Consider the following 24991-nt stretch of genomic DNA (forward strand, 5'->3'; position numbering starts at 1 on the left):
CGCTCAACGGGCGCCTGCGCTTTTTTGAAGGCGTTGCCCCTCACCCCGACGCCTGGCAATTGTCGTGTCAGGGGGCGGTGGCATCGGTCTGCGGATCGCCCGCATCGACCGCCTCCCGCTCCGGTGCGAGGTCCGGCGGCAGCGGTGCCATCCACGGCCGGGACACTGAGGGGCTGCGGCTTCGCTCGGCCACGAGGGCGCCCTCGCGCAGGGTGAAGGCGAGCGTTCCGGTCCGCGCGAGTTTTTCCGGCGTCAGCACCTCGGCCGGGCAGGCCCGGGGAGGGGCATCGCGGGTCACGACCATGCGGGCATTCAGGCAGTCCGCCTCCAGGCTCTCGGCGCGCCGGGAGACAGCGATGGTGCCGCCGCCGGGCAGCGGCGCGGTGCAGCCGAGCGGGTCGCACAGGAAGGCGGAGGCGAGGTCCTTGGTGCCGGCCGTCCGGCGGTCGCCCTCCCGCGTCAGCCATTGCTCCACCACCAGTTTCTGGCCCGAGGCACCGAGCACGGAAAGCCGTCCATCCGGCATCCGCACCGCCACCGTCTGCGCATCGGGCGCGATGAGGAGGTCCGGCTTCAGCGGCGTTCCCGCCACCAGCGCGGCGAGGCCGAGGGGCACCAGCGCTGCGAGGGTGAGCACGCCCCGCAGCAGGCAGAGGGCCAGCAGCGCGAGGGAGAGCCAGAGCAGCGTTCCGGCACCGACGAAGGCGGCGCGGATGTCTGCCCCCGGCAGCGTGCCCACCCAGTCGGACACCGCCGTCATGATCTCGATGCCCCGCCCCATGACCGGCCAGGCCAGATGATCCCAGCCAAACGGCATCAGCAGCACGCCCGCAAGCCCGGCCGGCATCACGAGGAATGAGACGGCCGGCATCGCCGCGAGATTGGCGAGCAGGCCGTAGGGCGCCACCCGCTGGAAGTGGAAGATGCCATACGGCGCCGTCGCCAGCCCCGCCACCAGAGAGGTGAGCGCCGTGCCAGCCACCAGCACGGCCACCCAGGAGATTACGGCTCCGGCGATGCCATCCGGCCGGGGTATCGCTCGCAAAGGCTGGAGCCGCTCATAGGCGGCGACGAGGGCGAGGGTGGCGGCGAACGACATCTGCGTGCCCGGGTCCAGCGCCGCCTCCGGCGTCAGCGCCAGCACCACCACCGCCGCCACACCCACCGAGCGCAGCGACAGGGACGGCCGCCCCACCAGCACGCCGGCCAGCACCAGCCCCGTCATCACGAAGGAGCGCTGCGCCGGCACGTCGTTGCCCGACAGCACGAGATAGAAGGCGCTGCCCGACAGCGCGATCAGCGCCGCCATGGACTTGATGGGCCACGACAAAGCCAGCCCCGGCACCAGCGCCAGCAGGCCCCGCGCCAGCCCGAACAGGGTGCCGGCCACCAGCGCCATGTGCAGGCCGGAGATGGAGAGGATATGCGAGAGGCCGGACACCCGCATGCTCTCCTCCACCGCGCGCGGAATGCCGGAGCGGTCGCCAGCCACCAGCGCCACCGCCACCTCCGCCGGTACGCCGGAAAGCGAGGCGCGGATGCGGTCCGACAGGCTCTGGCGCACCCCGTCCAGCGCCATGGCGAGGCGCACGGACAAAGGCGGATCGCGCGGCGCCGCCGCCTTGGGCCGGCCGAGCCCGTAGCCGATGGCGCCGATGCCCTGGAACCACGGCGTGCGGCCGAAGTCATGGGCACCCGGCATGGCCGGGCCGGAGGGCGGCAGCAATTGCGCCAGCTGGGTCACATGGCTGCCCACCGGCGGCGCCCATCCCTTGCGGAGCGAGAGGCGCACCAGCGCCGGCGCGTTTTTCAGCCCGCGCACGGCGTCGCCATCGAGCCGCAGCAGGATGCGGTCGCCGGTGGTCCGCCGCTCCACCCGCTCGATGAAGCCGGACAGGCGCACCGGGGTCTTGGGCGGCACCACCATCTCGTGGGCGATGAACGCGGTGCGCACCCCGCCGGCCGCGAAGCCGGCCATGGTGGCGAGGAGCACCGCCGCGGCCCCGAACATCACCGGCCGCGCCCGCGCCCCCCAGGCCGCCGCCGCGAACAGGGCCACGAGCACGAGGCTCGCGGTGAGCGAAGGTTCGGCGGAGGCGCCGAAATAGAGCAGGATGCCGGCGGTGAAGGCGGCCGGCAGCCACAGGATCAGCCGGCCGGATGCTGCCTCGGCCGCCACGTCATGGGCGATGCGGGCCTTCAGCGCGTCGGCGAGGCGTGAAAGCCCGCGCGCGGAGAACACCGGGAGCGCGCCCGCAGCTCCCCGCCCCCCTGCCCGCGCGCCGCCTGAAGCCCGCTCGTCCATCCCCGCCCGCCGGGGGCCGGGCCGGGTCGCGCCCGTCCCCGCCCCATGTTCCTTGTGCCCCGCCTCTATGCTACACGGGCGCCTCCCGCGCGCCATGTGGTTCGGTTTGCGTTCCGCAGGGCCGCCCGCGCGTCTCCCGTCCAAGCGGACCCAATCCCGCCGAGCCCCGCCCGATGTCGCAGATCGTCACCCGCTTCGCCCCCTCGCCCACCGGCTTCCTGCATATCGGCGGGGCGCGCACGGCGCTGTTCAACTGGCTCTATGCCCGCCACACCGGCGGCAAGATGCTGCTGCGCATCGAGGACACGGACCGCCAGCGCTCCACCAAGGAGGCCATCGACGCCATCATCGAGGGGCTCTCCTGGCTCGGCATCGACTGGGAGGGCGAGCCCATCTACCAGTTTGCCCGCGCCGAGCGGCATCAGGCCGCGGTGGCGGAGATGCTGGCGAAGGGCAATGCCTATCGCTGCTACGCCACGCCCCAGGAGCTGGACGAGATGCGCGAGCTGGCCCGCAAGGAGGGCCGCCCGCCGCGCTATGACGGCCGCTGGCGCGACCGCGACCCCTCCGAGGCGCCGGCCGATCGCGCGCCCGTCATCCGCCTGCGCGCCCCGCAGGAGGGCGAGACGGTGATCGACGACATGGTGCAGGGCACCGTGACTTTCCCCAACAAGGACCTCGACGACCTCGTGCTGCTTCGGTCCGACGGCACGCCCACCTACATGCTGGCGGTGGTGGTGGACGACCACGACATGGGCGTCACCCACATCATCCGCGGCGACGACCACCTCACCAACGCCGCCCGCCAGACGCAGATCTATCGCGCGCTCGGCTGGGACGTGCCGCGCATGGCGCACATCCCGCTCATCCACGGGCCGGATGGCGCCAAGCTCTCCAAGCGCCACGGGGCGCTGGGCGTCGATGCCTATCGCGACATGGGCTATCTGCCGGCGGCACTGCGCAACTATCTCGTGCGCCTCGGCTGGAGCCATGGCGACCAGGAGGTGTTCTCCACCGACGAGATGGTCGAATTTTTCGACCTCGACAAGGTGGGCCGCTCGGCCGCGCGCTTCGACTTTGCCAAGCTCGAAAGCCTCAACGGCCACTATATGCGCGCCTCCAGCGATGCCGAGCTTTTGGCCGCCATCGATGCGCTCGTGCCCTACCTGCCGGATGCGGAGCACCGCTTGCCGCGCATGACCGACACCCGCCGCGCCCAGCTCGCCGCCGCCATGCCGGGGCTCAAGGAGCGGGCGAAGACGTTGGTCGAACTGCTGGACAATGCCGAGTTCATCTTCGTCGAGCGGCCCATCCCGCTGGACGAGAAGGCGACCACGCTGCTCTCGCCCGAGGCCCGCGCCCATCTCGGCCGCCTCGTGCCGCTGCTGGAAGCCGTGGACTGGAGCGCCGCCGCCACCGAGGAGGTGGTGCGCCGCTATGCCGAGGCGCAGGGCGTGAAGCTCGGCGCCGTGGCCCAGCCCCTGCGCGCCGCACTCACCGGCAAGTCCACCTCCCCGCCGGTGTTCGATGTGCTGGCCGTGCTCGGCCGCGAGGAGAGCCTCGGCCGGCTGCGGGATCAGGCGATTTGAAGCCGGCCGCCGTTACCGTCGCGCTGGATCTGAAGGGGCTGAAATGCCCCCTGCCCGCCTTGCGCACCCGCAAGGCGCTGGTGCAGGCGGCGGCGGGCACCCGGCTCGTCGTCACCTGCACGGACCCCATGGCGGTGATCGACATTCCCCACCTCGCGCACGAGACGGGCGCGGTGCTGGAAAAGCAGGAGGTCGAGACCGGCCTCCTGACCTTCGTGCTGGTGAAGCCGGCCTGAGAGAGCTTTGCGCCGCGCAGGCTTCTAGTGCGTCTCGCTCAGGCGCCGCGCGGGCTTTTTTGGGTGCGTCTCGCTCAAGCGCCGCGCGGGCTTCTAGCGCGTCTCGCTCAGGCGCCACGCGGGCTTTGGGTGCGTCTCGCTCAGGCGCCACGCGGGCTTTGGGTGCGTCTCGCTCAGGCGCCGCGCGGGCTTGAACTCACGCCGTCAGCGGCAGCGCCCGCTCCACCAGCCGCACCCAATAGGACGCGCCGAAGGGAATGGCCGCGTCGGCGAAGTCGTACTGCGGATGGTGCAGTCCGGCGGACGGGCCATTGCCGATGAAGATGTAGGCGCCGGGCTTCTCCTCCAGCATGTAGGCGAAGTCCTCGGCCGCCATCAGCGGCGGCGCGGCGGCATCCACCTCGGAGGCGCCGGCCACCTCGCTCGCCACCTCGGCGGCGAAGGCCACCTGATCGGCGTGGTTGCTGGTGACGGGATAGCCTTCCTTGAAGCTCACCGTCGCGGTGGCGCCATAAGCCGCCGCCACGCCTTCCGCCACCTGCCGGATGCGCTCGCGCAATTGGGCGCGCACCCCCTGGTCCAGCGTGCGGGCGGTGCCGACGAGGGTGGCCGAAGGCGGCAGCACATTGTCCGCCTCGCCCGCATGGAACATGGCGATGGAGACCACCGCCGCTTCCAGCGGGTCGACATTGCGCGAGACGATCTGCTGTAGCGCCATGACGATGGCGGCGCCGGTGAGCACCACGTCCACGCCCTGGTTCGGCCGCGCGGCATGGGCGCCGCGCCCGTCCACCACGATCTCGATATGGTCGGCCGAGGCCATGATGCCGCCCGGCCGCATGGCGAAGCGGCCCACCTCCAGCCCCGGCAGATTGTGCATGCCGTAGACTTCGCGCACGGGGAAGCGCGCGAACAGGCCGTCGTCGATCATCGCCTTGGCGCCGGCCCCGCCCTCTTCCGCCGGCTGGAAGATGAGCACGGCGGTGCCGGAGAAGGCGCGGGTCTCGGCGAGGTGGCGCGCGGCGCCGAGCAGCATGGCGGTATGGCCGTCATGGCCGCAGGCGTGCATCTTGCCGGGCGTCTGCGAGGCATAGGCCGCGCCGGTCTTTTCCAGAATGGGCAGCGCGTCCATGTCGGCGCGCAGGCCGATGAGCGGGCCATCGCCCTTCCCACGCACTAGACCCACCACGCCGGTGCAGCCGATGCCGGTGATGACCTCGTCGCAGCCGAAGGCGCGCAGCTTCTCCGCCACCGCGGCGCTGGTGCGCTCGAGGTCGTACATGAGCTCGGGGTTACGGTGGAAATCCTGCCGCCAGGCCGCGATCTCGTCGGCGCGGGCAGCGATGTGGTTGTTGACCGGCATGGCAATTCCAGAAGCAATTGAACGGCCATGGTGCGGAACCCATCCTGCCCGGTCAATGCCCGCGACCGCGCCGCCCCCTGCCGAAATGCCGGGACATCCCGCCCGCCCGGCCTTGACCCCGCCGCCTTCGCACCCTAACCAACGCGTCAAGTGAGCCCGTAGCTCAGCCGGTAGAGCACGTGACTTTTAATCATGGGGTCTCGGGTTCGAATCCCGACGGGCTCACCACCTCACCTCGACATATTTTTATTGCTGTATTATCAATGGGTTAGAGATGCGGCAATTTGGTTTTATGCCTTAGAAGGTGCACTAAACCTAGACCAGCTCCCGCCGATCGCGACTCAGGAGCCCAGCGCTTGAAGGGCCTCCCAAAGCTTCTGGACAAGAGGAACCGCTGCCGACACACCAATGAGCCCATCCTTGAGCGACTTCATCAGAGCTGAAATTACCGCAGGCTTCCGCCCTTCAATTACCTGTTGCGAGAGTGCCTCGATCAATTCCACCATTTTTGCCTGCTCATCCGCCGTAAGCTCGTGAGCCGCGAGAACTACCGCAGTGAGTGTTTGAATTATTTTTCCAATACCCTCAGCATCCGACCCTTGGGTCTGCGTTATGGCTGTATCTATTTTTTGGATGCTGCCGGTGTTGATGATACCGACTTGGCTGTTGGTCAAATTGAAATGGTTCAACGTAGGCGATCCTTGTATTGCGCGAGCGAGCGGCTCAAGGGGTATTCGACCACCTGGAATAAGGGGCCACATCACTGCATCCATGTCGTCCAATGCCCGATTGGCCATTGCCGCGTTCATCAAAAACTCTTGCGCGTGAATCCGAGAAAGGATTCCGTAGCAGTGGAGACATAGCGCTACCCCCTCCACTTCGTAGAAGGCCGGCCTTTCGCACTGGTGGCATTTCATCAGCGTGGACCTGAGGCTTCAATTGGCTGCACACCCATAGGTAGCAGGAGTCTGGCAGCTTTGGCGATACTACGCCATCGCCCTTGTCCTCCCGGAACAGCCGCCCTCACCTCTATTGGGCGCCCACGCTGGCCGTTCTTGCCGGAATAGACGAATTCAGCCTTAGCAAACATGGCGCCAAAGTGACTTGCCGCACATTTTCATTGTCACTGAAATTCGCTTTGCTATGCTCGCCCCATGAAGCTCGCGGAATGGCTCTCGGCAACCGGTACGAAGCGCAGCGCGTTCGCGCGGCAGGTGGGCATGTCCCCGGCCAGCGTGACGGCCCTGTGCAATGACGAGCGCGCCTGGATCTCCCGCGAGACGGCCGAAAAGATCGCCGAGGCGACCGGGCAGCAAGTGACGCCCAACGATTTCCTCGGCCTCGTCCCGCACATCCGAGGTTTGCCCGTGACCGATACCACCCAGGCCCGCGTCCAGTCCGCCATCGAAGCCATCGCGCGGGGAGAGATCATCGTCGTCACCGACGACGACGACCGCGAGAACGAAGGCGACCTCATCCTCGCCGCCTCGCTGGCGACGCCGGAGAAGATGGCCTTCGTCATCCGCAACACCTCCGGCATCGTCTGCACGCCTTTGCCCCCGTCCGAGGCGAAGCGGCTGCGGCTCGATCCCATGGTGTCGAACAACGACGCGCCCATGGGCACGGCCTTCACCGTCTCCATCGACGTGCGCCACGGCACCACCACCGGCATTTCGGCCGAGGAGCGCACCAACACCGTGCGAGCGCTGGCCAACCCCAACATGGGCGCCGGTGATTTCGTGCGGCCGGGCCATGTCTTCCCGCTGATCGCCCGCGAGGGTGGCGTGCTCATCCGCTCCGGCCATACCGAAGCGGCGGTGGATCTCTGCCGCCTCGCCGGCCTGCCGCCCATCGGCGTCATCGCCGAGCTGGTGAACGACGACGGCACGGTGCAGCGCGGGCCGCAGGTGACCGCCTTCTCCGAGAAGCACAACCTCACCCGCATCTCGGTGGCGGAGATCATCGCCTATCGTCAGGCGCGGGAGAAGCTGGTGACGCGGGCGGCGGAATTCCCGGTGCCCACCATCGTCGGCGAGTTGCAGGGCTATTCCTACGTGACGCCCTTCGATCCGGTGAACCACCTCGCCCTCGTGAAGGGCCGCATCGGCGACGGCGAAAAGGTGCTGGTGCGCCTGCACCGGGCGGATGCCATCGCCGACGCCTTCAGCGGCGGCAAGGTGCTGCAGAAGAGCCTGGAACGCATCGAGGCCGAGGGCCGCGGCGTGCTGGTCTATCTGCGCGACGGCACCAGCGGCGTGCCGGCCGTGGCCATGGGCCAGAATTCCGAGAAGAGCACCAGCGAGCTGGAGCGCGATCGGCACTGGCGCGAGGTGGGGCTGGGCGCGCAGATCCTGCGCGATCTCGGCATCCAGTCGATCCGTCTTCTGTCCTCCAAGACCCGAACCTATGTGGGCCTCGCCGGCTTCGGCATCGAGATCCTCGGTACCGAAACGCTCGATTGAGTCCCGCACGGCGGCGGCATTGCCGCCGCCTCTAACCCCTTGTGAGGGTTCAAAGACAATGGCGTGACACCCGCAACGCACGCCATTGCAACGGTTCCGCCGCAAAACGTGACAGGCCCTGAGGCGGCAAATCTCTTCTCCCCGCCGGGGAACGGTGTCAGCATTTCACGGACGTGATGCCGCACCGTTCCTTCCCCGGGAGGAAGCCGTCCATGTCCTCGCGCCGCCGCCTCTGGTCTCGTGCTTCCGGCCTGCTGGCCGCGTCTCTCCTCGCCCTCGGCCTTTTCCCCCACGCGCCGGCTGAAGCCGGCGGCTCCGGCAAGCTCGCCGTGGATGTGGAACTGGTGCTCGCGGTCGATGTCTCCTATTCCATGGACGCCGACGAGCTGGCCCTGCAACGCGAGGGCTACGCCTCCGCCATCACCTCCCCCGAATTCCTCGATGCGCTGAGACTCGGCCCCAACGGCCGGATCGCGGTCGAGTATGTGGAGTGGGCCGGCGAGAACGAGCAGAAGATCGTGGTGGAGTGGCGCATCATCGACGGACCGGACAGCGCGAAGGCGTTTTCCGATGCGGTGCGGTCCGCGCCCATCCGGCGCATCTACCGCACCTCCATCTCCGGCGCCCTGCTGTTCGCGGCCGACCAGTTTGACCTCAACGGCTTCCGTGGCCTGCGCAAGGTCATCGACGTGTCGGGCGACGGCGTGAACAATCAGGGGCCGCCCGTGGCGCTGGCGCGGGATGCGGTGGTCCGCCGGGGCATCACGGTAAACGGCCTGCCGCTGCTGATGAAGCGCTCCGCTTCGTCCGCGCTCGATATCCCCGAACTCGATGTCTATTACGAGGATTGCGTCATCGGCGGCCCCGGCGCCTTCGTCATCCCGGTCGAGACGATGGCCGAGTTCTCCCGCGCCATCCGCACCAAGCTGGTGCTGGAGGTGGCCGGCGTGGTGCCAAAGCCCGGACCGGGCCTGATCCAGCACGCCTCAGCCCAACAGCCCCGCATCTCCTGCACCATCGGCGAGAAGATCTGGATGGATCACTGGGCCAATTGAGGTATGGGCGGGATAGGCGCCCGTCTCGGCACCGCCGTCGCCCTCCGGCTCGACCGGAGGGCCCATTCCTCCGCAGGGGCAAGCCTTCGGCGGCCGGGTAAACGGCGCCATGGGTCCTCCGGTCGAGCCGGAGGACGACGCAGAACGGTCGCTTCAGCGCGCCTCCACCAGCGGCACCGCCCGCAGGTCCGCGAGGCTGCCGGCCCCCGCCGCGAAAGCCGCGATACGCAACTGCTCCGCGAGCAGCTCGAAATGGGCGACGACCGCCTCGGTGGAGGTGACGGCCGCCTTCAGCGTCGCCGCCGCCTGCCCGACGAGATCGGCGCCGAGGCGGATGGCCTTGGCGGCGTCCACGCCGTCGCGGATGCCGCCGGACGCGATGATCGGCACATCCGGCAGCGCCGCGCGCACCTCGACCACCGCATCGGCGGTGGGAATGCCCCAGCCGGCGAAGGCGGCGGCCAGCGCCTGCGTGCGGCCGGTGCCGCGCGCGCCTTCCACCAGCGCCCAATTGGTGCCGCCGGCCCCCGCGACATCCAGCGCGGCCACCCCGCACTTCACCAGCCGGCGCGCGACGGGGGCGGAGAGGCCGAAGCCCACTTCCTTCACCACGACCGGCACATGCAGGTACGTGCACAAGCCGGCGATGGCGTGGAGCACGCCGCGCCAGTCGCGGTCGCCGCCTTCCTGAATGGCTTCCTGCAAGGGATTGAGGTGGATGACGAGCGCATCCGCGCCGATCATGTCCACCGCGCGGCGGGCATGGTCGCGGCCATCGGCGGCGAGGAGCTGCGCGGCGCCGAGATTGGCAAGAAGCAGAACATCTGGCGCCCGCTTGCGCAGTTCGCCGCCGAGTCCTCCGGCCGCGCCGGTCTCCACCGCAATGCGCTGCGAGCCGACGCCGAGGGCGATGCCCAGCGCCTGCGCCGCCTCGGCCAGATGCGCGTTGATGGCCTCGGAGCGCGCCGGCCCGCCGGTCATGGCGGAGATGAGGAGCGGCGCCTTCAGCCGGCGGCCGAGCAGGCTGGTGGAGAGGTCCACCGCATCGAGGCTCAGCTCCGGCAGCGCGCAGTGGACGAAGCGCCAGCGGTCGAATCCCGCATCCACGCGGGAGGCCACGCGATCGCCGGAGAGAACGATGTCGATATGGTCTTCCTTGCGGCGACCGGCTGCGTTCTCGTCCATGCCTCTCCCGGCGTTCCTTAAGTCCATGCCTTTTGGCGTCGCGCATTCCGCGCCGCGGCGCTGGCGCCACACGCCGGCAAAATGTGCGACGCGGCGGAACGCACGCACTGGCATCATTGTGTAAGCGGTGATCTAAAGTCATTCAAGGCAACGTATGTGCCTGTTGCAGGGGGATGGTCGCCCAAGGTGGCCAAGAGCGCGGCCAAGAACAGAGTGAGGGGGCGTATGGGGCAGAAGGGCGGACGAGACCGGCGGACCGATGCTTCGGCGACGGCCTCGCGGGAAGCGCTGTCGGCGGCTGCCGGCAGTGTCGTGCTCGCCGCGGCGGCGCCGGACATGGAGGCCGCGCACGCCCTCGATACCGCCCTGCCGGACTTCCCGCCCCGCTCCCGCGACCTCTCCTATCTACGCGCCGTGGTGGACCGCCGGCTCGGGCTTCTGGTGCCCCCGGCCGCGTCCCATCCGGCCGTGCTGCACGCCGCCATGCGGCACATCCTGCTGGCGCCCGGCAAGCGGCTGCGCCCGCTGCTCACCATGGCGGCGGCCATGCAGCTCGACGCCTCCGAACATGCGGTGCTGGATTTCGGCTGCGCGCTGGAGATGATCCACGCGTCGTCCCTCATCATCGACGACCTGCCGTGCATGGACGACGCCATGGTGCGCCGGGCCCAGCCGACCACCCATGTCCAGTATGGCGAGGATGTCGCCGTACTGGCGGCGGTGGCGCTCCTGTCCCGCGCCCTCGGCGTGGCCGGCGCGGCGGCGGGGACGAGCGATCATGTCCGGCTCGACGCCGTGTGTATCCTCTCGAAGGCGGTGGGCTCCCTCGGCCTGTGCGGCGGCCAGTATGACGATTTGCGCCCCAGCCCCGGCCGCTCCCTCGCCGCCACCGAGGACGTGAACCGCCGCAAGACCGGCGTCCTGTTCTCCGCCGCGGTGGAGATCGCCGGCCGCGCCGCTGCGGCGGACGAGGCGCAGGCCGGCCACCTCCGGGCGCTCGCCGGCCATGTGGGCAGCGCCTACCAGATCCTCGACGACATCCTCGACAACGCGGGCTCGGCCGCGGCGCTGGGCAAGGATGTGGGCAAGGACGCCAACAAGGCGACGGTCATCGCCTCCCTCGGCGCGCCACGCGCGCGCAAGCTGTTGTCGGAGCACTTGGCGGGGGCGCTCGCAGCCTCTAAAGAACTGGGGCCCAACAAGGAGGGCCAGCAGCCCCTGCGAGACTTCATGACCGCTGCCTTCGGTGAACTGATGGGGCCGCTGGCGCCGTGAGCGCCGCCGCCCACCATTACGACGACCCGAAAGACGAAAGCCCGGCACCTCCCCTCGCCATTCTCGGCCTCACCGCAGGCTATGGCGCGCGCACGGTGCTGGCTGGCGTGGACCTCGTGCTGTGCGCAGGAACGGTCACGGCCCTCGTCGGCCCCAACGGCGCCGGCAAGAGCACCTTAGTCCGCGCCATCTGCGGGCGCATCCCGCCGCGCACGGGCGTGATCCGCATCTGCGGCATCCCCGCCGCCGAGGGTGAGGCCCGCGCCCGCATCGGCCTCGCCCCCCAGGACATCGCCCTCTACCGCGCGCTCACCATCGCCGAAAATCTCGCCGTCTTCGCCCGCCTCGCCGGCGTCCGCCGCACGGACGTTGCCGCCTGCGTCGCGCGGGTGATGGCCCGCACCGGCATCGAGGAGCGCGCCAACGAGCGCATCGACCGGCTCTCCGGCGGCTGGCAGCGCCGCGCCAACGTGGCGGCCGCCCTCGTCGGAAATCCGCGCCTGCTGGTGCTGGACGAGCCGACCGTGGGCGTCGACGCCCCCGCCCGCGCCGACCTCGCCGCGCTGGTGCAGCGGCTGGCGGCGGACGGGCTCGGCGTTCTCGTCATCACCCACGATTTCGCCTTCGCCGAAGAGGTGGCCGAGCGTGTCGCCATCCTCTCCGAGGGGCGGATCGCGCTGGAAGGGCGGCTCGCCGCCCTCATCGCCGCGCGCTTCCCCAACCAGCGGCGCGCCGCCGTGACCTTCGCCACGCCCCCCTCGCCGAACGGCCGGCAAGTGCTCGCCCTGCGCGGGCTGACCGGCGATGAAGGCGGTACCTCCTTCAGCGGCGTCGTCTCCGATACGCCGGAAGGTGCGGGCGGGCTCATCGCCGCGCTCAAGGTAGCCGGCCTCGTGCCGCGCACCATCGCTTTCGAAGCGGCGGGGCTCGATGCCCTCTATGCCGACGTGACCGGGAGCGGCCATCCATGATCGGCGCCATCGTCCGGGCCATGGCGCTGACCCTGATGCGCGACCGCGGCGCGCTGATGATGACGTTCGTGCTGCCGCCGGTGCTGTTCATCCTGTTCGCCGCGGTGTTCGCTGGCACCGGGGGCGAAACCTCGGTCATCAAGATCGCAGCGGCGCGCGCCACCGACGCGCCATCGGCCACGGCCTTTCTCACCGCGCTCGGCCACGCCGGCGACAACGATCTCGTGCTCGTGACTCCCGAGGAGGTCCGCGCCCGGGTGGCCGACGGGCGCGCCGACGTGGGGCTGGTGGTGCGGGGCGACGTGGCCGCCGCCACCGACAAGCCGCCGCTGCTCGTCATCACCGATCCCGCCCGCAATGTGGCCGCGGCGCTGCTCTCGGCGCGCATCCAGCGGGTGTTCACGGACGATCTCCCCGGCCTCGCCATCCGCCGCGTGGCGGCGCAGATCCAGGTGCTGGTGGGCGCCTTCTCCGAGGACCAGACATCACGGCTGGAGCAATCCATCGCTCGCGCGCCGGAGCTGGTCGCGGGCGGCGGCGCCGAGCTGATGGAGCGCCAGCCGCTCACCCGACGCCGCTCCGAGCCGGGCGTGAGCTATTATGCCGGGGCCATCGCCATGCTGTTCCTGCTGTTCTCGGCGGTGCAGGGCGCCGGCAGCCTGGTGGATGAACGCCGCTCCGGCGTGTTCGACCGCATCGTCATGAGCCGCGGCGGCGTGCTGGCGCTGGTGGGGGGCAAGCTCGCCTTCCTGATTCTCCAGGGGCTTGCGCTTTCGGCGGTGCTCTTCACGGTGGCGCAGATCGTCTATGGCGTGAACGTGTTCGTGAATTTCTGGACCTTCGCGGCCGTCGCCGTCGCCGCCTCGGCCGCTGCCGCCGGCGTCGCCTTGCCGCTCGCGGCAGTCTCCCGTACGCGGCAGCAGGCGCAGACGCTCTCCACCTTCGCGGTCCTGCTGCTCTCGGCCGTGGGCGGCAGCATGGTGCCGCGCTTCCTCATGCCCGAATGGCTCCAGCATGCGGGGATTCTCACCCCCACGGCCTGGGGCATCGAGGCGTTTCAGGGGGCGCTCTGGCGCGGCGAGGGCATAGCGACGCTGGCGCCCTCCCTCCTGATCCTCCTCGGCTGGGCCGCTGCCGGCGCCGCCGTCACCCTCTGGTTCATCCGCCGTCAGGTCCGGCTGGCCTGAAGTCTCGCCCCTGCGACACGAAATCCTGAACACCGTCTGCGCTTCCATCCGGCGCCCGCGCACACTAGAACGCCTTCATGGCGATCCTCGACCTTGCCAATCCGGTCCGCTTCCTCAGCCTGTCCGCGCGCATCCTGCCCTGGATCGCCGCCGCGGCGGTGGTGACGCTTGCAATCGGCTTCTACCTCGCCTTCCAGGCGCCGCCCGACTACCAGCAGGGCGAGACGGTGCGGATCATGTACATCCATGTCCCGTTCGCTTGGCTCGGGATGTTTGGCTATTCCATGATGGCCGCCTCCTCCATCGGCATCCTGGTCTGGCGGCACCCTTTGGCCGATGTGGCGCACAAGGCCGCCGGGCCCGTGGGGGCCACCTTCACCGCTCTGTGCCTCATCACCGGCGCCCTGTGGGGCCGGCCCATGTGGGGCACCTACTGGGTGTGGGATGCCCGCCTCACCTCCATGCTGGTGCTGCTGCTGCTCTATCTCGGCCTGATGGCGCTGCGCGCGGCCATCGACGATCCCAACCGCGCCGGCCGTGCGGCAGCCGTGCTCACGCTGGTGGGCTTCATCAACGTGCCCATCGTGAAGTTCTCCGTGGACTGGTGGAACACCCTGCACCAGCCGGCCTCGGTGTTCCGCATGGGCGGCTCGACCATCGATTCCAGCCTGCTGTGGCCGCTGCTCATCTGCGCCATCGGCTTCACGCTGGTGTTCATCGCTTTGCACATGCTCGGCATGCGCACGGAAATCCTCCGCCGCCGCGTGCAGGCGCTGGAGGCCCGCGCGGCCGCGGAAGCCATGGCCTGAGCCCCCGCGCATGACCCATACCGTCTTCATCGCCGCATCCTACGGCGTCTCCCTCCTCGGCCTCGGGCTGCTCGCCCTCTGGCTGGTGCTGGACTATCGCAGCCAGCGGCGCACCCTGTCGGAGCTGGAAGCGCGCGGCGTCGGCCGCCGCAGGGCCAATCGCACGGGAGAGGCGGAATGAGCGATCCCGTCATCACCCCCGCCCGCCCGCGCCGCCGCCTGTGGCTGGTGGCGCTGCCGCTGGTGGTGTTCCTGGCGCTGGCCGGCCTGTTCTTCTCTCGCCTGGAGACCGGCGGCGATCCCTCGCGCATTCCCTCCGCGCTGGTGGGCAAGAAGGCGCCCGTCGTCTCCCTGCCGCCGCTGGAAGGCCTGAAGGGGCCGGACGGCGCGCCGCTGCCCGGCATCGATCTCGCCGCGCTGGGCGGCAAGCCGGCGCTGGTGAACGTGTGGGCCTCCTGGTGCGGCCCCTGCCGCGAGGAGCATCCTATCCTGATGCAGCTCGGCAAGGACCCGCGCTTCAGCCTCGTCGGCATCAACTACAAGGACGCGCCGGACAATGCCCGCCGCTTCCTCGGCCAGTTCGGCCTGCCCTACAAGGCGGTGGGGGTCGACCCCAAGGGGCGCGCGGCCATAGAATGGGGCGTCTACGGCGTGCCGGAGACCTTCGTGGTGTCGAAGGACGGCACCATCGTCCACAAGTTCGTGGGGCCGCTGACCCCCGAGGCGGTGAGCAACACGCTCCTGCCGATGATGGCACGCCTCTCCGGCGGCTGAGGCATCAGCCGAGGCGTCGCCCGAGGATTAGAGATGGCCTTCTCTCCCGAAGAGATCGAGCGCTACGCCCGCCACATCGTGCTGCACGACGTGGGTGGACCGGGCCAACAGAAGCTGAAGGCCGCGACCGTGCTGGTGATCGGCGCGGGCGGGCTCGGCGCGCCGGTGCTGCTCTATCTGGCGGCGGCCGGGGTCGGTCGGCTGATCCTGGTGGAGGACGATGTCGTCTCCCTGTCCAATCTCCAGCGGCAGGTGATCCACCGCACGCAGGACATCGACCGGCTGAAGACCGACAGCGCCCGCGACGCGGTGGCCGCCCTCAACCCCCATGTGGAGCTGGTGACGCATCCGGTGCGGATCGATGCCGGCAACGCATTGGACTTCATCTCCCAGGCCGATCTGGTGGTGGACGGTTCGGACAATTTCTCCACCCGCTATCTGGTCTCGGATGCCTGCGTGCTGGCGAGGAAGCCGCTCGTCACCGCCGCGCTGGGCGCCTTCGATGCCACCGTCACCACCATCCGCGCCCACGAGACGGGGCCGGATGGCACCCCCAATCCCACCTATCGCTGCCTGTTTCCCGAGCCGCCGCCGGCCGGAACAGTCCCTGCCTGCGCCGAGGCCGGGGTGCTGGGCGCGCTGGCCGGGGTCGCCGGATCGCTCGCGGCCCTGGAGGCGCTCCGCGCCATCGTCGGGTTCGGTGATCCGCTGGTGGGGCGCCTGCTGATGATCGACGCGCGCTCCATGCGCTTCGAGACGCTGAGCTATGGCTGGGACCCGGAAAACCCGCTGACGGGCGAAGGCGCGCGCATCACCGACCTCTCCGCGCACAAGCGCAGCGCGGCGGCCTGAGGCATGGCGGAGGGCTCCGGTCGCGCGTGCGTCTATACCTGCCTGATCGGCGGCTACGAGGCGTTGAACGAGCAGCCCATGGCGGCGGCCTCCGGCCTCGACTTCCTCTGCTTCACCGATGATCCGACCCTCACCAGCGCCTCGTGGCAGCTGGTGCCCTACGTCCCGGCCTTCCCGCTCGACCCGGTGCGCAGCCAGCGCATCGTCAAGCTCTCCCCGCACGATCTGCTGCCGGGCTACGACGTCTCCCTCTACATCGACAACAGCGTCATCCTGACGGCGCCGCCGGAAGAGGTGATCGCGCGCTACCTGAGCGATGGGGTGGCTGCGGCCATGCCGGGGCACAGCTTCCGCGCCAGCGTCCGCGACGAATTCATGGAGGTCCTGCGCATGGGCCTCGACGATGGCGGGCGGGTGCTGGAGCAGCTGAACCATTACGTGATGACAGACCCGGCAGGGCTGGAAGCCGTGCCCTTCTGGTCCGCCATCCTCCTGCGGCGCCACCACGATCCGGAGGTCATCGCCGCCATGCGCCTGTGGCTCGCGCAGGTGCTGCGCTACTCCCGCAGGGATCAGCTCTCCAGCACCTACGCGCTGGGGCGGTCGGGGCTGGAGGTGGCGCGATTCGAGGTGGACAACCTGGGATCGTGGTTCCACCGCTGGCCGGTGACGGAGGCGCGCGACCGCGGGGCCTTCCCCTTCTCGCCCACCCATAGTCAGATACCAGCCGCTCTGCTGGCCGACGACTGGCGGCGCGACCGTGCGGCGCTGGAGGCGCGGATCGCGGCTCTGGAGCAGGCGCAATCCGATGCGTCGACCAAGGTCGGGACTGAATCCGCCCCGAACCCGCCGATACCCGTACCGAATGGCCCCCGAACGTCACCGACATCGGGGCCTGTCAGCCGGCTCGCGCGTCTCGTGAGCCGGCTTTCCGGCCGCAGCCGGAGCTGAGGCGTTTCCGCCTCAGAGCATCGCCGGCAGCACGCGATCCGGCGGACGGTGGCCGTCCATGAAGGTCTTGATGTTGACGATGACCTTCTCACCCATGTCCACGCGGCCCTCGAGGGTCGCCGAGCCAAGGTGCGGGAGAAGCACGACTTTTCCCTGCCGGGCGAGGCGCACCAGCTTGGGATTCACCGCCGGCTCGTGCTCGAACACGTCGAGCCCCGCACCGGCGATCTCGCCGGCTTCCAGCAGGCGGGTCAAGGCGTTCTCGTCGATCACCTCGCCGCGCGCCGTGTTCACCACATAAGCGTCTGGCTTCAAGAGCTTAAGACGACGGGCGGAGAGCAGGTGGTAGGTCGCGGGGGTGTGCGGGCAGTTCACGGACACGATGTCCATGCGCGCCAGCATCTGGTCGAGGCTGTCCCAATAGGTGGCGTCGAGCATTTCCTCGATGCCGGAATTGAGGCGGCGGCGGTTATGGTAATGAATCTGCAGGCCAAATGCCTTGGCGCGCCGCGCCACCGCCTGGCCGATGCGACCCATGCCGATGATGCCGAGGCGCTTGCCCCAGATCCGCCGGCCGAGCATCCAGGTGGGCGACCAGCCGGTCCACTCTTCCTTGTCCGCAATCATCGCCTGAGCGCCTTCGGCGAGGCGCCGCGGCACGGAGAGGATCAGCGCCATGGTCATGTCCGCGGTGTCCTCGGTGAGGACGCCGGGCGTGTTGGTGACGGTGATGCCCCGATTCAGCGCGCTGGCGACGTCGATGTGGTCGACGCCGTTGGAGAAGGAGGCGATCAGCCGCAGGTTTTCCCCAGCCTGCGAGAGCACCGACGTATCGATGCGGTCGGTCAGAGTCGGCACGAGCACGTCCGCGGTCTTGACCGCCTCCACCAGCGCGGCCTGATCCATGGGCACGTCGTCGATGTTCAGTCTGGCATCGAAAAGCTCGCGCATCCGCGTCTCGACCGAGTCGGGCAGCTTGCGCGTGACAACGACGAGGGGCTTGCGACGCACCATCGTTACTCCCCATTCCCCATTTCTTAACGGTTCTGGTCCCGTCTATCAGACAGCCGGGGAAACACAAGGCGCGCCGGGACGCAGGGCCTTGACGTGCCCGCCACGTCGGCGCACCCCTCCGGTCGGTTAGGTGCGATGCGAAAGGACGATCCCATCATGCCCGCAAAGCGAACTCATCTGAAGCGAAGCCTCGACAGCCGGTCGGTGAAAGCCCTGGCCCTTGCGGCGGCGATGATGGTGGGAACGGCTGCGGGTGCAGTCGCCGCCGAGCCCGGCACCTCCGGCCTGCCGGTTCCCCGCTTCGTCTCGCTCAAGGCCGACAAGGTGAACGTCCGCAACGGACCGAACCGGGATCAGGATGTGGCCTGGGTGTTCAACCGCGCCGGCCTGCCGGTGGAGGTGACCGCCGAATATGAGACGTGGCGCCGCATCCGCGATGCCGACGGCGCGGAGGGATGGGTGTACCACTCCATGCTGTCGCTGCGGCGGACCGCCCTCGTCGCCCCCTGGCTGAAGGGCGAGACCGTGCCCCTGCGCGGCTCGGCCGATGCCGACGCCAAGGTCGTGGCCAAGCTCGAGCCGAGCGTGCTCGGCGTGGTGAAGACCTGCGACGGCAAGTTCTGCCGCATCACCGGCGACGGCTTCGACGGCTATGTGCAGCAGAACCAGCTGTTCGGCGTCTATCCCGGCGAGAAGGTGGACTGAGGGGAGCTTCCCTCCCCCAGCCTCCCGGATTTCAGCCCTGCGTCTCGGGCGTGTGCAGCACCAGCCCGTCCAGCGCCGCCGTCAGCTTGATCTGGCAGGAGAGGCGGGAGGTGGGGCGAAGGTCGGTTGCAAAATCGAGCATCCCCTCCTCCATCTCGGAGGGCTGGCCGACCTTGTCCATCCAGGCTTCATCCACATAGACGTGGCAGGTGGCGCAGGCACAGGCGCCGCCGCATTCCGCGACGATGCCGGGAACGCCATTGCGCACCGCCGTCTCCATGGCGGTAGCACCTTCCGGTCCATCCACCTTGTGGACCGCGCCCGTGTGTTCGATAAAGGTAATGGCAACCATAGATTGTCGCTTCCCGGCTTCCGCCGCGCAGGCGGCGGTGGCTTGATCGGACGGCTCGCGCACCCCGGCCTGATGGCCGCGGCGGGGCCGCTTTCCGGCCACTGGCTATAGCGGCTTGCCTCGCGCCGCACCAGCGTGGGCGCCGATTGTCGCGCGTCCCGCCCGTGCGAACCGAATGGCCAAGCCCAAGCCAAGCCGCTCGATATTAACGATATCTTCATTAATGCGGCCGGGGCGGTTCAAACGGAGCCGCGGCCTGTCTAGGATAAGAAACGGTAAACCATCTTCGTCCGGCATGGCCGGATGACGGGGCGTGTACGGGTATCGGAGCCTTGGGCGGCATCACGCCGGGGCACCGAAAGCGGGCAGAGGCGACAGCGAGATGAAGAACCCGAAGAAGATCCAGGACCCGACCGAGGCGGCTCTGTCGGCCATCCAGGAGGCTCTGACGCTCGAGCTCGACAATGCCGAGGCCAATGCGGCTGCGGCCAAGGGGGGCGAGGCGCCCCTGCCGCCTGATCGCGGGACCCCGCTGGATCGACCGCCCGCGCCCGAACGTGTTCTCTCCGGTCCCGGACCGCAGCGTGAAGGCCGCCCCATCAACCGCCGGCCGCGTCCCCCCGAGGGTGGCGAAGTTCGCGTCGACGGCGGCCGCCGCGAGGGCGCGCCCCGCCCCCGCAGCGAAGCCGAGCGCCGCGCCGCCAACGACGACCGCCAGCCCATCGGCCAGCTTCTCGGCCAGTTGCAGAAGAAGGCACCGGTCGTGCCCTTCTACTGGGCGACGGGCGCCTCGCTCGTGTGGATCGTCATCGGCATCATCTTCGCATACACCGTCCATCATAGCCTGATGGCAAGCTCGAACGGGCTCCAGTCGCTCGGCGACTCCCCGGCCCTGCTCGGCATCTTCGCCGGCATCCTCATTCCCCCGCTCGCCTTCTTCGGCATGGCCAGCATCGTGCGCCGGTCCCTGGAACTGCAGGGCATCGCCCGCTCCATGACCGAGGTCGCCCTGCGCCTCGCCCAGCCGGAATCCATTGCCACGGAAAGCGTTGTCACCGTCGGTCAGGCGGTGCGCCGCGAGGTCGCCGCCATGGGCGACGGCATGGACCGCGCCGTCGCCCGCGCCGGTGAGCTGGAATCTATGGTGCGCGCCGAGGTCGCCACCCTGGAACGCGCCTATGAGGAGAACGAGACGCGCATCCGCACGCTGATCGACGACCTGCAGGCCGAACGCCACAACATCCAGATCGAGACCGAGCGCCTGCGCGAGGGCATCATCGCCGCCGAGACCGTGCTCTCCAGCGAGGTGAAGGACGTCGCCTCGCGCATCCACACCACCATGATGGAAGCGAGCGAGCAGGTCACCGAGATCCTCGGCCAGAAGGGCGAGCACATCACCGCCGCCCTCGCCCGCGTCGGCGACAGCATGATCGACAGCCTCACCGCCAAGGGCGGCGAGCTGATCGACCGCCTCCAGCTCACCGGCTCCGACATCCGGCAGGATCTGTCCGAATCCGGCGACCTGCTGGTGGAGACCCTGCGGTCGCGCACCGACGACCTCGCCTCCAACCTGCTCGCCACCACCACCGACGTGTCGCAGCTGGTCGAGCGCTGGGGCGACGAGGTGAACAACAACATCGACCGCCTCAAGCAGGGCATCACGGACACGCTGGCCGAAAACGTCGGCCGCTTCGCCGACGACATCGACGTGCGCGTGGCCGAGGTGAACTCCGCCTTCCGCGCCACCAGCGAGAGCGCGGTGGTGGAATTCTCCACCCGCGGCGGCGAACTCGTCCGCAAGCTCGAGGAGACCGGCGAGCGTGTCGCCGAGACGCTGGCCGTGCGCGGCACCGATCTCGCCGACCGCATCGAAGCCACCGGCAACCGCATCTACGAGGCGGTCGCGGTGCGCGGCGAGGATCTCCAGCAGCGCCTGTCCGAGACCGGCGAGCGCATCACCTCCTCGCTCGACCGCTCCAGCAACCAGGTGGTCACGGCGCTCGTGGACAAGGGCAACGAGGTCACCGCGTCCCTCAACGGTGCCGGCGAGGACATGACCGAGCGCCTGTCGCGGGTCGCCACCGAGGTCACGCAGGCCATCGGCGCCCGCGGCTCCAAGGTGACCGAACAGTTCCGCGAGACCGCCGACATCCTGGTGGCGACCATCGGCACCAAGAGCGACGCCATCAAGGAAATGCTCACCGCCCGCCTCAAGGCGATGGAGGAGACCATCACCGTGCGCGGCGCCGAGCTCGCCGACCGCATGCAGCATGATGCCGCCCACCTTGCCCGCGCCATGCAGGACGGCGTGAAGAACTTCGACACCACGGTGAAGGTGCACGCCCCCGAGCTGGTGGACCAGATCACCCACCGGGTGGCGCTGGTGAACGAGAACCTGCGTCTCGCCACCTCGACGCTGGACGAGCGCCTGTCCGCCACCACGGACACGGTGGCGACCATCATGGACCAGCGCTTCTCGCGCATCGAGCAGACGCTGGACCAGCGCGCCCAGAGCCTGACCGAGACGCTCGCGACCCGCACGGTCAACTTCGCGCGCACCATCGCCGAGGGCACGAAGAACGCCACCGAGTCCCTCGACAAGTCGGTGGAGACGCTGGAGAACTTCTTCGCCACCCGCTCCAAGGCGCTGGGCGAGGTGCTCACCGACCGTGCCGATGCGGTGAACCGCAATATCGGCGTCCGGGCGCAGGAGATCGCCTCCGTGCTCGACGGCCGCGTCCATCGCATCGAGGAGCTGGTGCTCGGCCGCCTCGATGGCGTCGCCACGTCGCTGGAAGTGCGGGGCACCGCCATCGCCGACGCCCTTGTCGGCCGCATCGAAACCGTCTCCGGCTCGCTGCGTGCCGAGGCGAGCGAAGTGGAGCGCTCGCTCACCACGCTGTCGAGCAACGTCAGCCGTACCCTCACCGAGCATTCGGAGAAGGTGGCGGATAGCCTCGGCACCCGCCTGACCGAGATCGCCCATCTCATCGACGACAAGAACGGCACCTTCCTGTCCGCGCTGGAGCGCACCAGCCAGCGCGCCGTGTCGGAGATCACCGCCACCAACAGCGCCCTGCGCACGGACGTGGGCGTCATCATCGAGCGCCTCGATGATGCCAACTCCACCTTCCAGGGCGCCCTCACCCAGGCTGTGTCCCACCTCGACGCATTCGCGGGCACCTTCGCCCGCCAGGTGGAGAGCTTCGGCGGCGCCGTCTCCGGTATCGCCCTGAGCGCCGACGCCACTGCCGAGCGCTTCCAGTCCCAGATCGGCTCGCTCAAGGAAGTCTCGACCACCGCGCTGGCCCAGATGTCCTCCCTGTCCGAGCGGCTCGAACAAAACCGCCGTCTCATGGACGAGGCGACCCAGACGCTCGCCTCCACCCACGACCAGGTGGACAGCACCCTCGCTGCGCGTCGCGAAGCGATGGAGCAGCTCGCCCGCTCCCTCGCCCAGCGGGTCGGAGACGTGGAGAGCCGCCTTGCCGCCTTCCACACCATGCTCGACGAGACCTATTCGGCCTCCCAGAAGCAGGCCAGCGAGATCGCCAGCGTCATCGCGGCGGCCACATCCGGCTCCACGGAGGCGGTCGCGCAGCAGCTCGCGCTGGTCCGCACGGCTGCCGACGCCGAGCGCGAGCGTTCCGCCGCAGCCCTGCGCGAAACCTACGAGGTGGCGCTCAACGACGTGCACACCCTCTTCGGCGAGACGGGCAACCGCTTCACCGCCGTCGCCACCGATCTCAAGCGGGTGGCCGAGGATGTGCAGCAGGCCATCACCCTCGCCCGCGAGGAGATGAAGCGCGGCATCCTCGAACTGCCCGCGGAGACCGAGGCGAGCGCCGCCACCATGCGCCGCGCGGTCGCCGAGCAGATCAAGGCCCTGGCCGAGCTCAACGAGATCGTCGCCCGGCAGGGTCAGGCCCTTGATGTGGTGGAAGCGTCCGCCCGCGCCGCGCAGCAGGAGACGGCCCGCGCCTCCCGCGAGGCATCGCGTGAGGCCCCCTCCGCCCTGCGCAGCCGCCCCGAGCGCGAGCCCCGCGCCGAGAGTCCCCGCTCGGAACTCCAGCGCTCCGAGCCGGCCCGCGCCGAGGCGAGCCGCCAGGATACCGGCCGGCAAGATATCGGCCGGCAGGAGCTGACCCGCGCCGACATCAGCCGCAGCGAGACCGGCCGTTCCGAGCCGGCCCGCAGCGAAGGCGCAAGCCTGCTCCAGTCGGAGCTGCGCCGTGCCCCCGCCAACCGCCGCGCTGAACCGGCCGAGCGTCCCGCTTCCCGGCCCGCCGCCCGCACCGAGACCAACGGCGAGGAACGCGACAGCTGGCTGACCGAGCTTCTCGCCCGCGCCTCCGGCGAGCTCAATGAAGACACGCCGCGCTCCCGCCCGGCGGCCCCCGCCCCCGTGGCGGCCCCGGAGAGCCTCGACGACCTCTCCGCCGACATCGCCCGCATGGTGGATCATCAGGCAGCCGTGGAGATGTGGGACCGCCACAATAACGGCGAGAGCCATGTCTTCTCCCGCCGGCTCTACACCCTGCAGGGCCAGCAGACCTTCGACGCCCTGAAGCGCCGCTACCGCGCCGATGCAGGCTTCCGCGAGACCGTCGATCGCTACGTCGCCGAATTCGAGCGGCTCATCGATCAGGTGTCCGGCGACGATCGCGGCAGCACGCTGGCGCGCACCTACCTCACCTCCGACACGGGCAAGGTCTACACCATGCTCGCCCACGCCTCCGGGCGCCTCGACTGAGGCAGGACGGATCGGGTCTCGTCGACGAGGCCGGACGCAACAAGGACCGCGCCGGGCCAAAGCCCCCGGCGCGGTCTTTCCATTTTCGGGGCTTGCTTGCAGGGCCGGGGAAACCGGTAGGGAAGAGCGAGATGCGCAACCTCATCACCGACGTGCCCGGCCTCCTGGTCGGGAACGCCACCGAACCGCACATCGGCACGGGCGCCACCGTCATCCTCGCGGAGGAACCGGCGGTGGCGGCGGTGGACGTGCGCGGCGGGGGGCCGGGCACGCGGGAGACCGATCTGCTCGACCCGGCGGCGACGGTGGAGCGCGTCGATGCCATCACCCTTTCCGGCGGCTCGGCCTTCGGCCTTGATGCGGCCTCCGGTGTCATGGCGGGGCTCGCCGCGCGGGGGCGGGGCTTTGCGGTGGGCACCGCGCGCGTGCCCATCGTGCCCGGCGCCATCCTGTTCGACCTGCTCAATGGCGGGGACAAGGGCTGGGAGGGCCATCCGCCCTACCTGCAGCTCGGCCGCGATGCGCTGGACGCGGCAGACGTGGATTTCCACCTCGGCTCGGTGGGGGCCGGCACGGGCTGCACGACGGCGACCGTGAAGGGCGGGCTCGGTTCGGCCTCGGCCATGACCGCGACCGGCCATGTGGTCGGCGCCATCGTCGCGGTCAACGCCGCCGGAAGCCCGCTGTTCGGCGACGGCCCGCATTTCCGGGCTGGCCACTATGAGCGGGGCGGCGAGTTCGGCGGGCTCGGCGCGCCGACGCATGTTCCGGATGAGGCGAGCGATCCCCGGCTCAAGGGCGGCGTCTCGCGTTTCGCCACCACCATCGCCGTCGTTGCGACCGATGCAATCTTGACCACGGTGCAGGCGCGCCGGCTTGCCATCATGGCGCAGAACGGCCTCGCACTCTCGCTCTTTCCCGTCCACACGCCGCTCGACGGCGACGTGGTGTTCGCCATGGCGACCGGCCGCAAGCATCTGGCGGCGCCGCTGCCGGACCTCGCCCGGCTCGGCGCCCTCGCCTCCATCGTGCTGGCGCGCGCGGTGGCACGCGCGGTCTATGAGGCGCGCCGCCTGCCCTTCCCGGACTGCCAGAAGAGCTGGCACGATCATTTCGGACGCTGACGCCGTTCGTCCGACGTCGGGCCGGCGTT

The 24991-nt window shown here is 69.7% G+C and carries 21 protein-coding genes and 1 tRNA gene; 16 read left to right on the plus strand and 6 right to left on the minus strand.

Going from position 1 to position 24991, the window contains the following annotated elements; translation table 11 throughout:
* Window positions 1–67: 67 nt before the first annotated feature.
* Window positions 68–2242, minus strand: a complete 2175-nt coding sequence (locus A37E_RS0122260; protein WP_051679260.1) for a ComEC/Rec2 family competence protein — start codon at window positions 2240–2242, stop codon at window positions 68–70.
* A gap of 236 nt (window positions 2243–2478) precedes the next feature.
* On the opposite strand from A37E_RS0122260, the gene gltX reads away from it, so the two are divergent.
* The gene (gene gltX / locus A37E_RS0122265; protein ID WP_029558635.1) at window positions 2479–3894 is read left to right on the plus strand and encodes a glutamate--tRNA ligase; all 1416 of its coding nucleotides are present in this window, start codon (window positions 2479–2481) and stop codon (window positions 3892–3894) included.
* On the plus strand, window positions 3891–4130 hold the full coding sequence (locus A37E_RS0122270) for a sulfurtransferase TusA family protein (RefSeq protein WP_029558636.1): 240 nt from the start codon (window positions 3891–3893) through the stop codon (window positions 4128–4130). Before gltX ends, A37E_RS0122270 begins: the two co-directional genes overlap by 4 nt.
* A gap of 196 nt (window positions 4131–4326) precedes the next feature.
* Here the strand turns inward: A37E_RS0122270 and A37E_RS0122275 are convergent, their stop codons facing one another.
* The gene (locus A37E_RS0122275; protein ID WP_029558637.1) at window positions 4327–5493 is read right to left on the minus strand and encodes a M20 aminoacylase family protein; all 1167 of its coding nucleotides are present in this window, start codon (window positions 5491–5493) and stop codon (window positions 4327–4329) included.
* 152 nt (window positions 5494–5645) lie between these two features.
* Here A37E_RS0122275 and A37E_RS0122280 point away from each other — a divergent pair.
* Window positions 5646–5721, plus strand: a tRNA-Lys gene (locus tag A37E_RS0122280).
* Between the two features lie 113 nt (window positions 5722–5834).
* On the opposite strand, the gene A37E_RS25575 is transcribed toward A37E_RS0122280, so the two are convergent.
* A complete protein-coding gene (locus A37E_RS25575) occupies window positions 5835–6302 on the minus strand; it encodes a hypothetical protein (protein ID WP_156026402.1) in 468 nt (155 codons plus the stop codon).
* 345 nt (window positions 6303–6647) lie between these two features.
* Between A37E_RS25575 and ribB the strand changes: the two genes are divergently transcribed.
* Both ribB and A37E_RS0122295 read left to right on the plus strand, forming a co-directional pair.
* Window positions 6648–7955 (plus strand): 3,4-dihydroxy-2-butanone-4-phosphate synthase, encoded by a 1308-nt coding sequence (gene ribB, locus A37E_RS0122290; protein ID WP_029558638.1) that lies wholly within the window; start codon window positions 6648–6650, stop codon window positions 7953–7955.
* A 212-nt stretch (window positions 7956–8167) separates the two neighbouring features.
* Window positions 8168–9010 (plus strand): DUF1194 domain-containing protein, encoded by an 843-nt coding sequence (locus tag A37E_RS0122295; protein ID WP_029558639.1) that lies wholly within the window; start codon window positions 8168–8170, stop codon window positions 9008–9010.
* 153 nt (window positions 9011–9163) lie between these two features.
* On the opposite strand, the gene fni is transcribed toward A37E_RS0122295, so the two are convergent.
* Window positions 9164–10195 carry a type 2 isopentenyl-diphosphate Delta-isomerase gene (fni, locus tag A37E_RS0122300; RefSeq protein ID WP_029558640.1) on the minus strand — a complete coding sequence of 344 codons (1032 nt, stop codon included), beginning with the start codon at window positions 10193–10195 and terminating at the stop codon, window positions 9164–9166.
* Window positions 10196–10420: 225 nt separating this feature from the next.
* Here fni and A37E_RS0122305 point away from each other — a divergent pair, with 225 nt between their 5' ends.
* The 8 genes from A37E_RS0122305 to A37E_RS0122340 all read left to right on the plus strand — a co-directional run bounded on the left by A37E_RS0122305 (window position 10421) and on the right by A37E_RS0122340 (window position 17014).
* Window positions 10421–11470, plus strand: a complete 1050-nt coding sequence (locus A37E_RS0122305) for a polyprenyl synthetase family protein (RefSeq protein WP_051679261.1) — start codon at window positions 10421–10423, stop codon at window positions 11468–11470.
* Window positions 11467–12441 (plus strand): ABC transporter ATP-binding protein, encoded by a 975-nt coding sequence (locus tag A37E_RS0122310; protein ID WP_051679262.1) that lies wholly within the window; start codon window positions 11467–11469, stop codon window positions 12439–12441. The genes A37E_RS0122305 and A37E_RS0122310 overlap by 4 nt, the downstream gene beginning before the upstream one ends.
* Complete coding sequence (locus A37E_RS0122315; protein ID WP_038193546.1) at window positions 12438–13628, plus strand: ABC transporter permease; 1191 nt, start codon at window positions 12438–12440, stop codon at window positions 13626–13628. Before A37E_RS0122310 ends, A37E_RS0122315 begins: the two co-directional genes overlap by 4 nt.
* Window positions 13629–13705: 77 nt before the next feature.
* Window positions 13706–14437, plus strand: coding sequence for a heme ABC transporter permease (locus A37E_RS0122320; protein WP_029558645.1), 732 nt, complete (start codon window positions 13706–13708; stop codon window positions 14435–14437).
* Between the two features lie 10 nt (window positions 14438–14447).
* Window positions 14448–14618: a heme exporter protein CcmD gene (gene ccmD, locus A37E_RS0122325; RefSeq protein ID WP_029558646.1), complete on the plus strand. Its 171-nt coding sequence runs from the start codon at window positions 14448–14450 to the stop codon at window positions 14616–14618.
* The gene (locus A37E_RS0122330) at window positions 14615–15211 is read left to right on the plus strand and encodes a DsbE family thiol:disulfide interchange protein (protein WP_029558647.1); all 597 of its coding nucleotides are present in this window, start codon (window positions 14615–14617) and stop codon (window positions 15209–15211) included. The genes ccmD and A37E_RS0122330 overlap by 4 nt, the downstream gene beginning before the upstream one ends.
* Window positions 15212–15244: 33 nt before the next feature.
* Window positions 15245–16063 (plus strand): HesA/MoeB/ThiF family protein, encoded by an 819-nt coding sequence (locus A37E_RS0122335; protein ID WP_081837731.1) that lies wholly within the window; start codon window positions 15245–15247, stop codon window positions 16061–16063.
* A 3-nt stretch (window positions 16064–16066) separates the two neighbouring features.
* Complete coding sequence (locus tag A37E_RS0122340) at window positions 16067–17014, plus strand: glycosyltransferase domain-containing protein (RefSeq protein ID WP_051679263.1); 948 nt, start codon at window positions 16067–16069, stop codon at window positions 17012–17014.
* A 12-nt stretch (window positions 17015–17026) separates the two neighbouring features.
* On the opposite strand, the gene A37E_RS0122345 is transcribed toward A37E_RS0122340, so the two are convergent.
* A complete protein-coding gene (locus A37E_RS0122345; RefSeq protein WP_024278891.1) occupies window positions 17027–18028 on the minus strand; it encodes a D-glycerate dehydrogenase in 1002 nt (333 codons plus the stop codon).
* 156 nt (window positions 18029–18184) lie between these two features.
* On the opposite strand from A37E_RS0122345, the gene A37E_RS0122350 reads away from it, so the two are divergent.
* Window positions 18185–18733, plus strand: coding sequence for an SH3 domain-containing protein (locus tag A37E_RS0122350; protein ID WP_024278890.1), 549 nt, complete (start codon window positions 18185–18187; stop codon window positions 18731–18733).
* Between the two features lie 31 nt (window positions 18734–18764).
* Here the strand turns inward: A37E_RS0122350 and A37E_RS0122355 are convergent, their stop codons facing one another.
* Window positions 18765–19085: a 2Fe-2S iron-sulfur cluster-binding protein gene (locus A37E_RS0122355; protein WP_024278889.1), complete on the minus strand. Its 321-nt coding sequence runs from the start codon at window positions 19083–19085 to the stop codon at window positions 18765–18767.
* A gap of 382 nt (window positions 19086–19467) precedes the next feature.
* Between A37E_RS0122355 and A37E_RS0122360 the strand changes: the two genes are divergently transcribed.
* Entirely contained in the window at window positions 19468–23838 is a 4371-nt protein-coding gene (locus A37E_RS0122360; RefSeq protein WP_029558650.1) for a hypothetical protein, read from the plus strand.
* 131 nt (window positions 23839–23969) lie between these two features.
* Window positions 23970–24962 (plus strand): P1 family peptidase, encoded by a 993-nt coding sequence (locus tag A37E_RS0122365; RefSeq protein ID WP_029558651.1) that lies wholly within the window; start codon window positions 23970–23972, stop codon window positions 24960–24962.
* Window positions 24963–24991 lie beyond the last annotated feature (29 nt).

Source organism: Xanthobacter sp. 91 (assembly GCF_000702385.1).
Taxonomy (GTDB): domain Bacteria; phylum Pseudomonadota; class Alphaproteobacteria; order Rhizobiales; family Xanthobacteraceae; genus Xanthobacter; species Xanthobacter aminoxidans.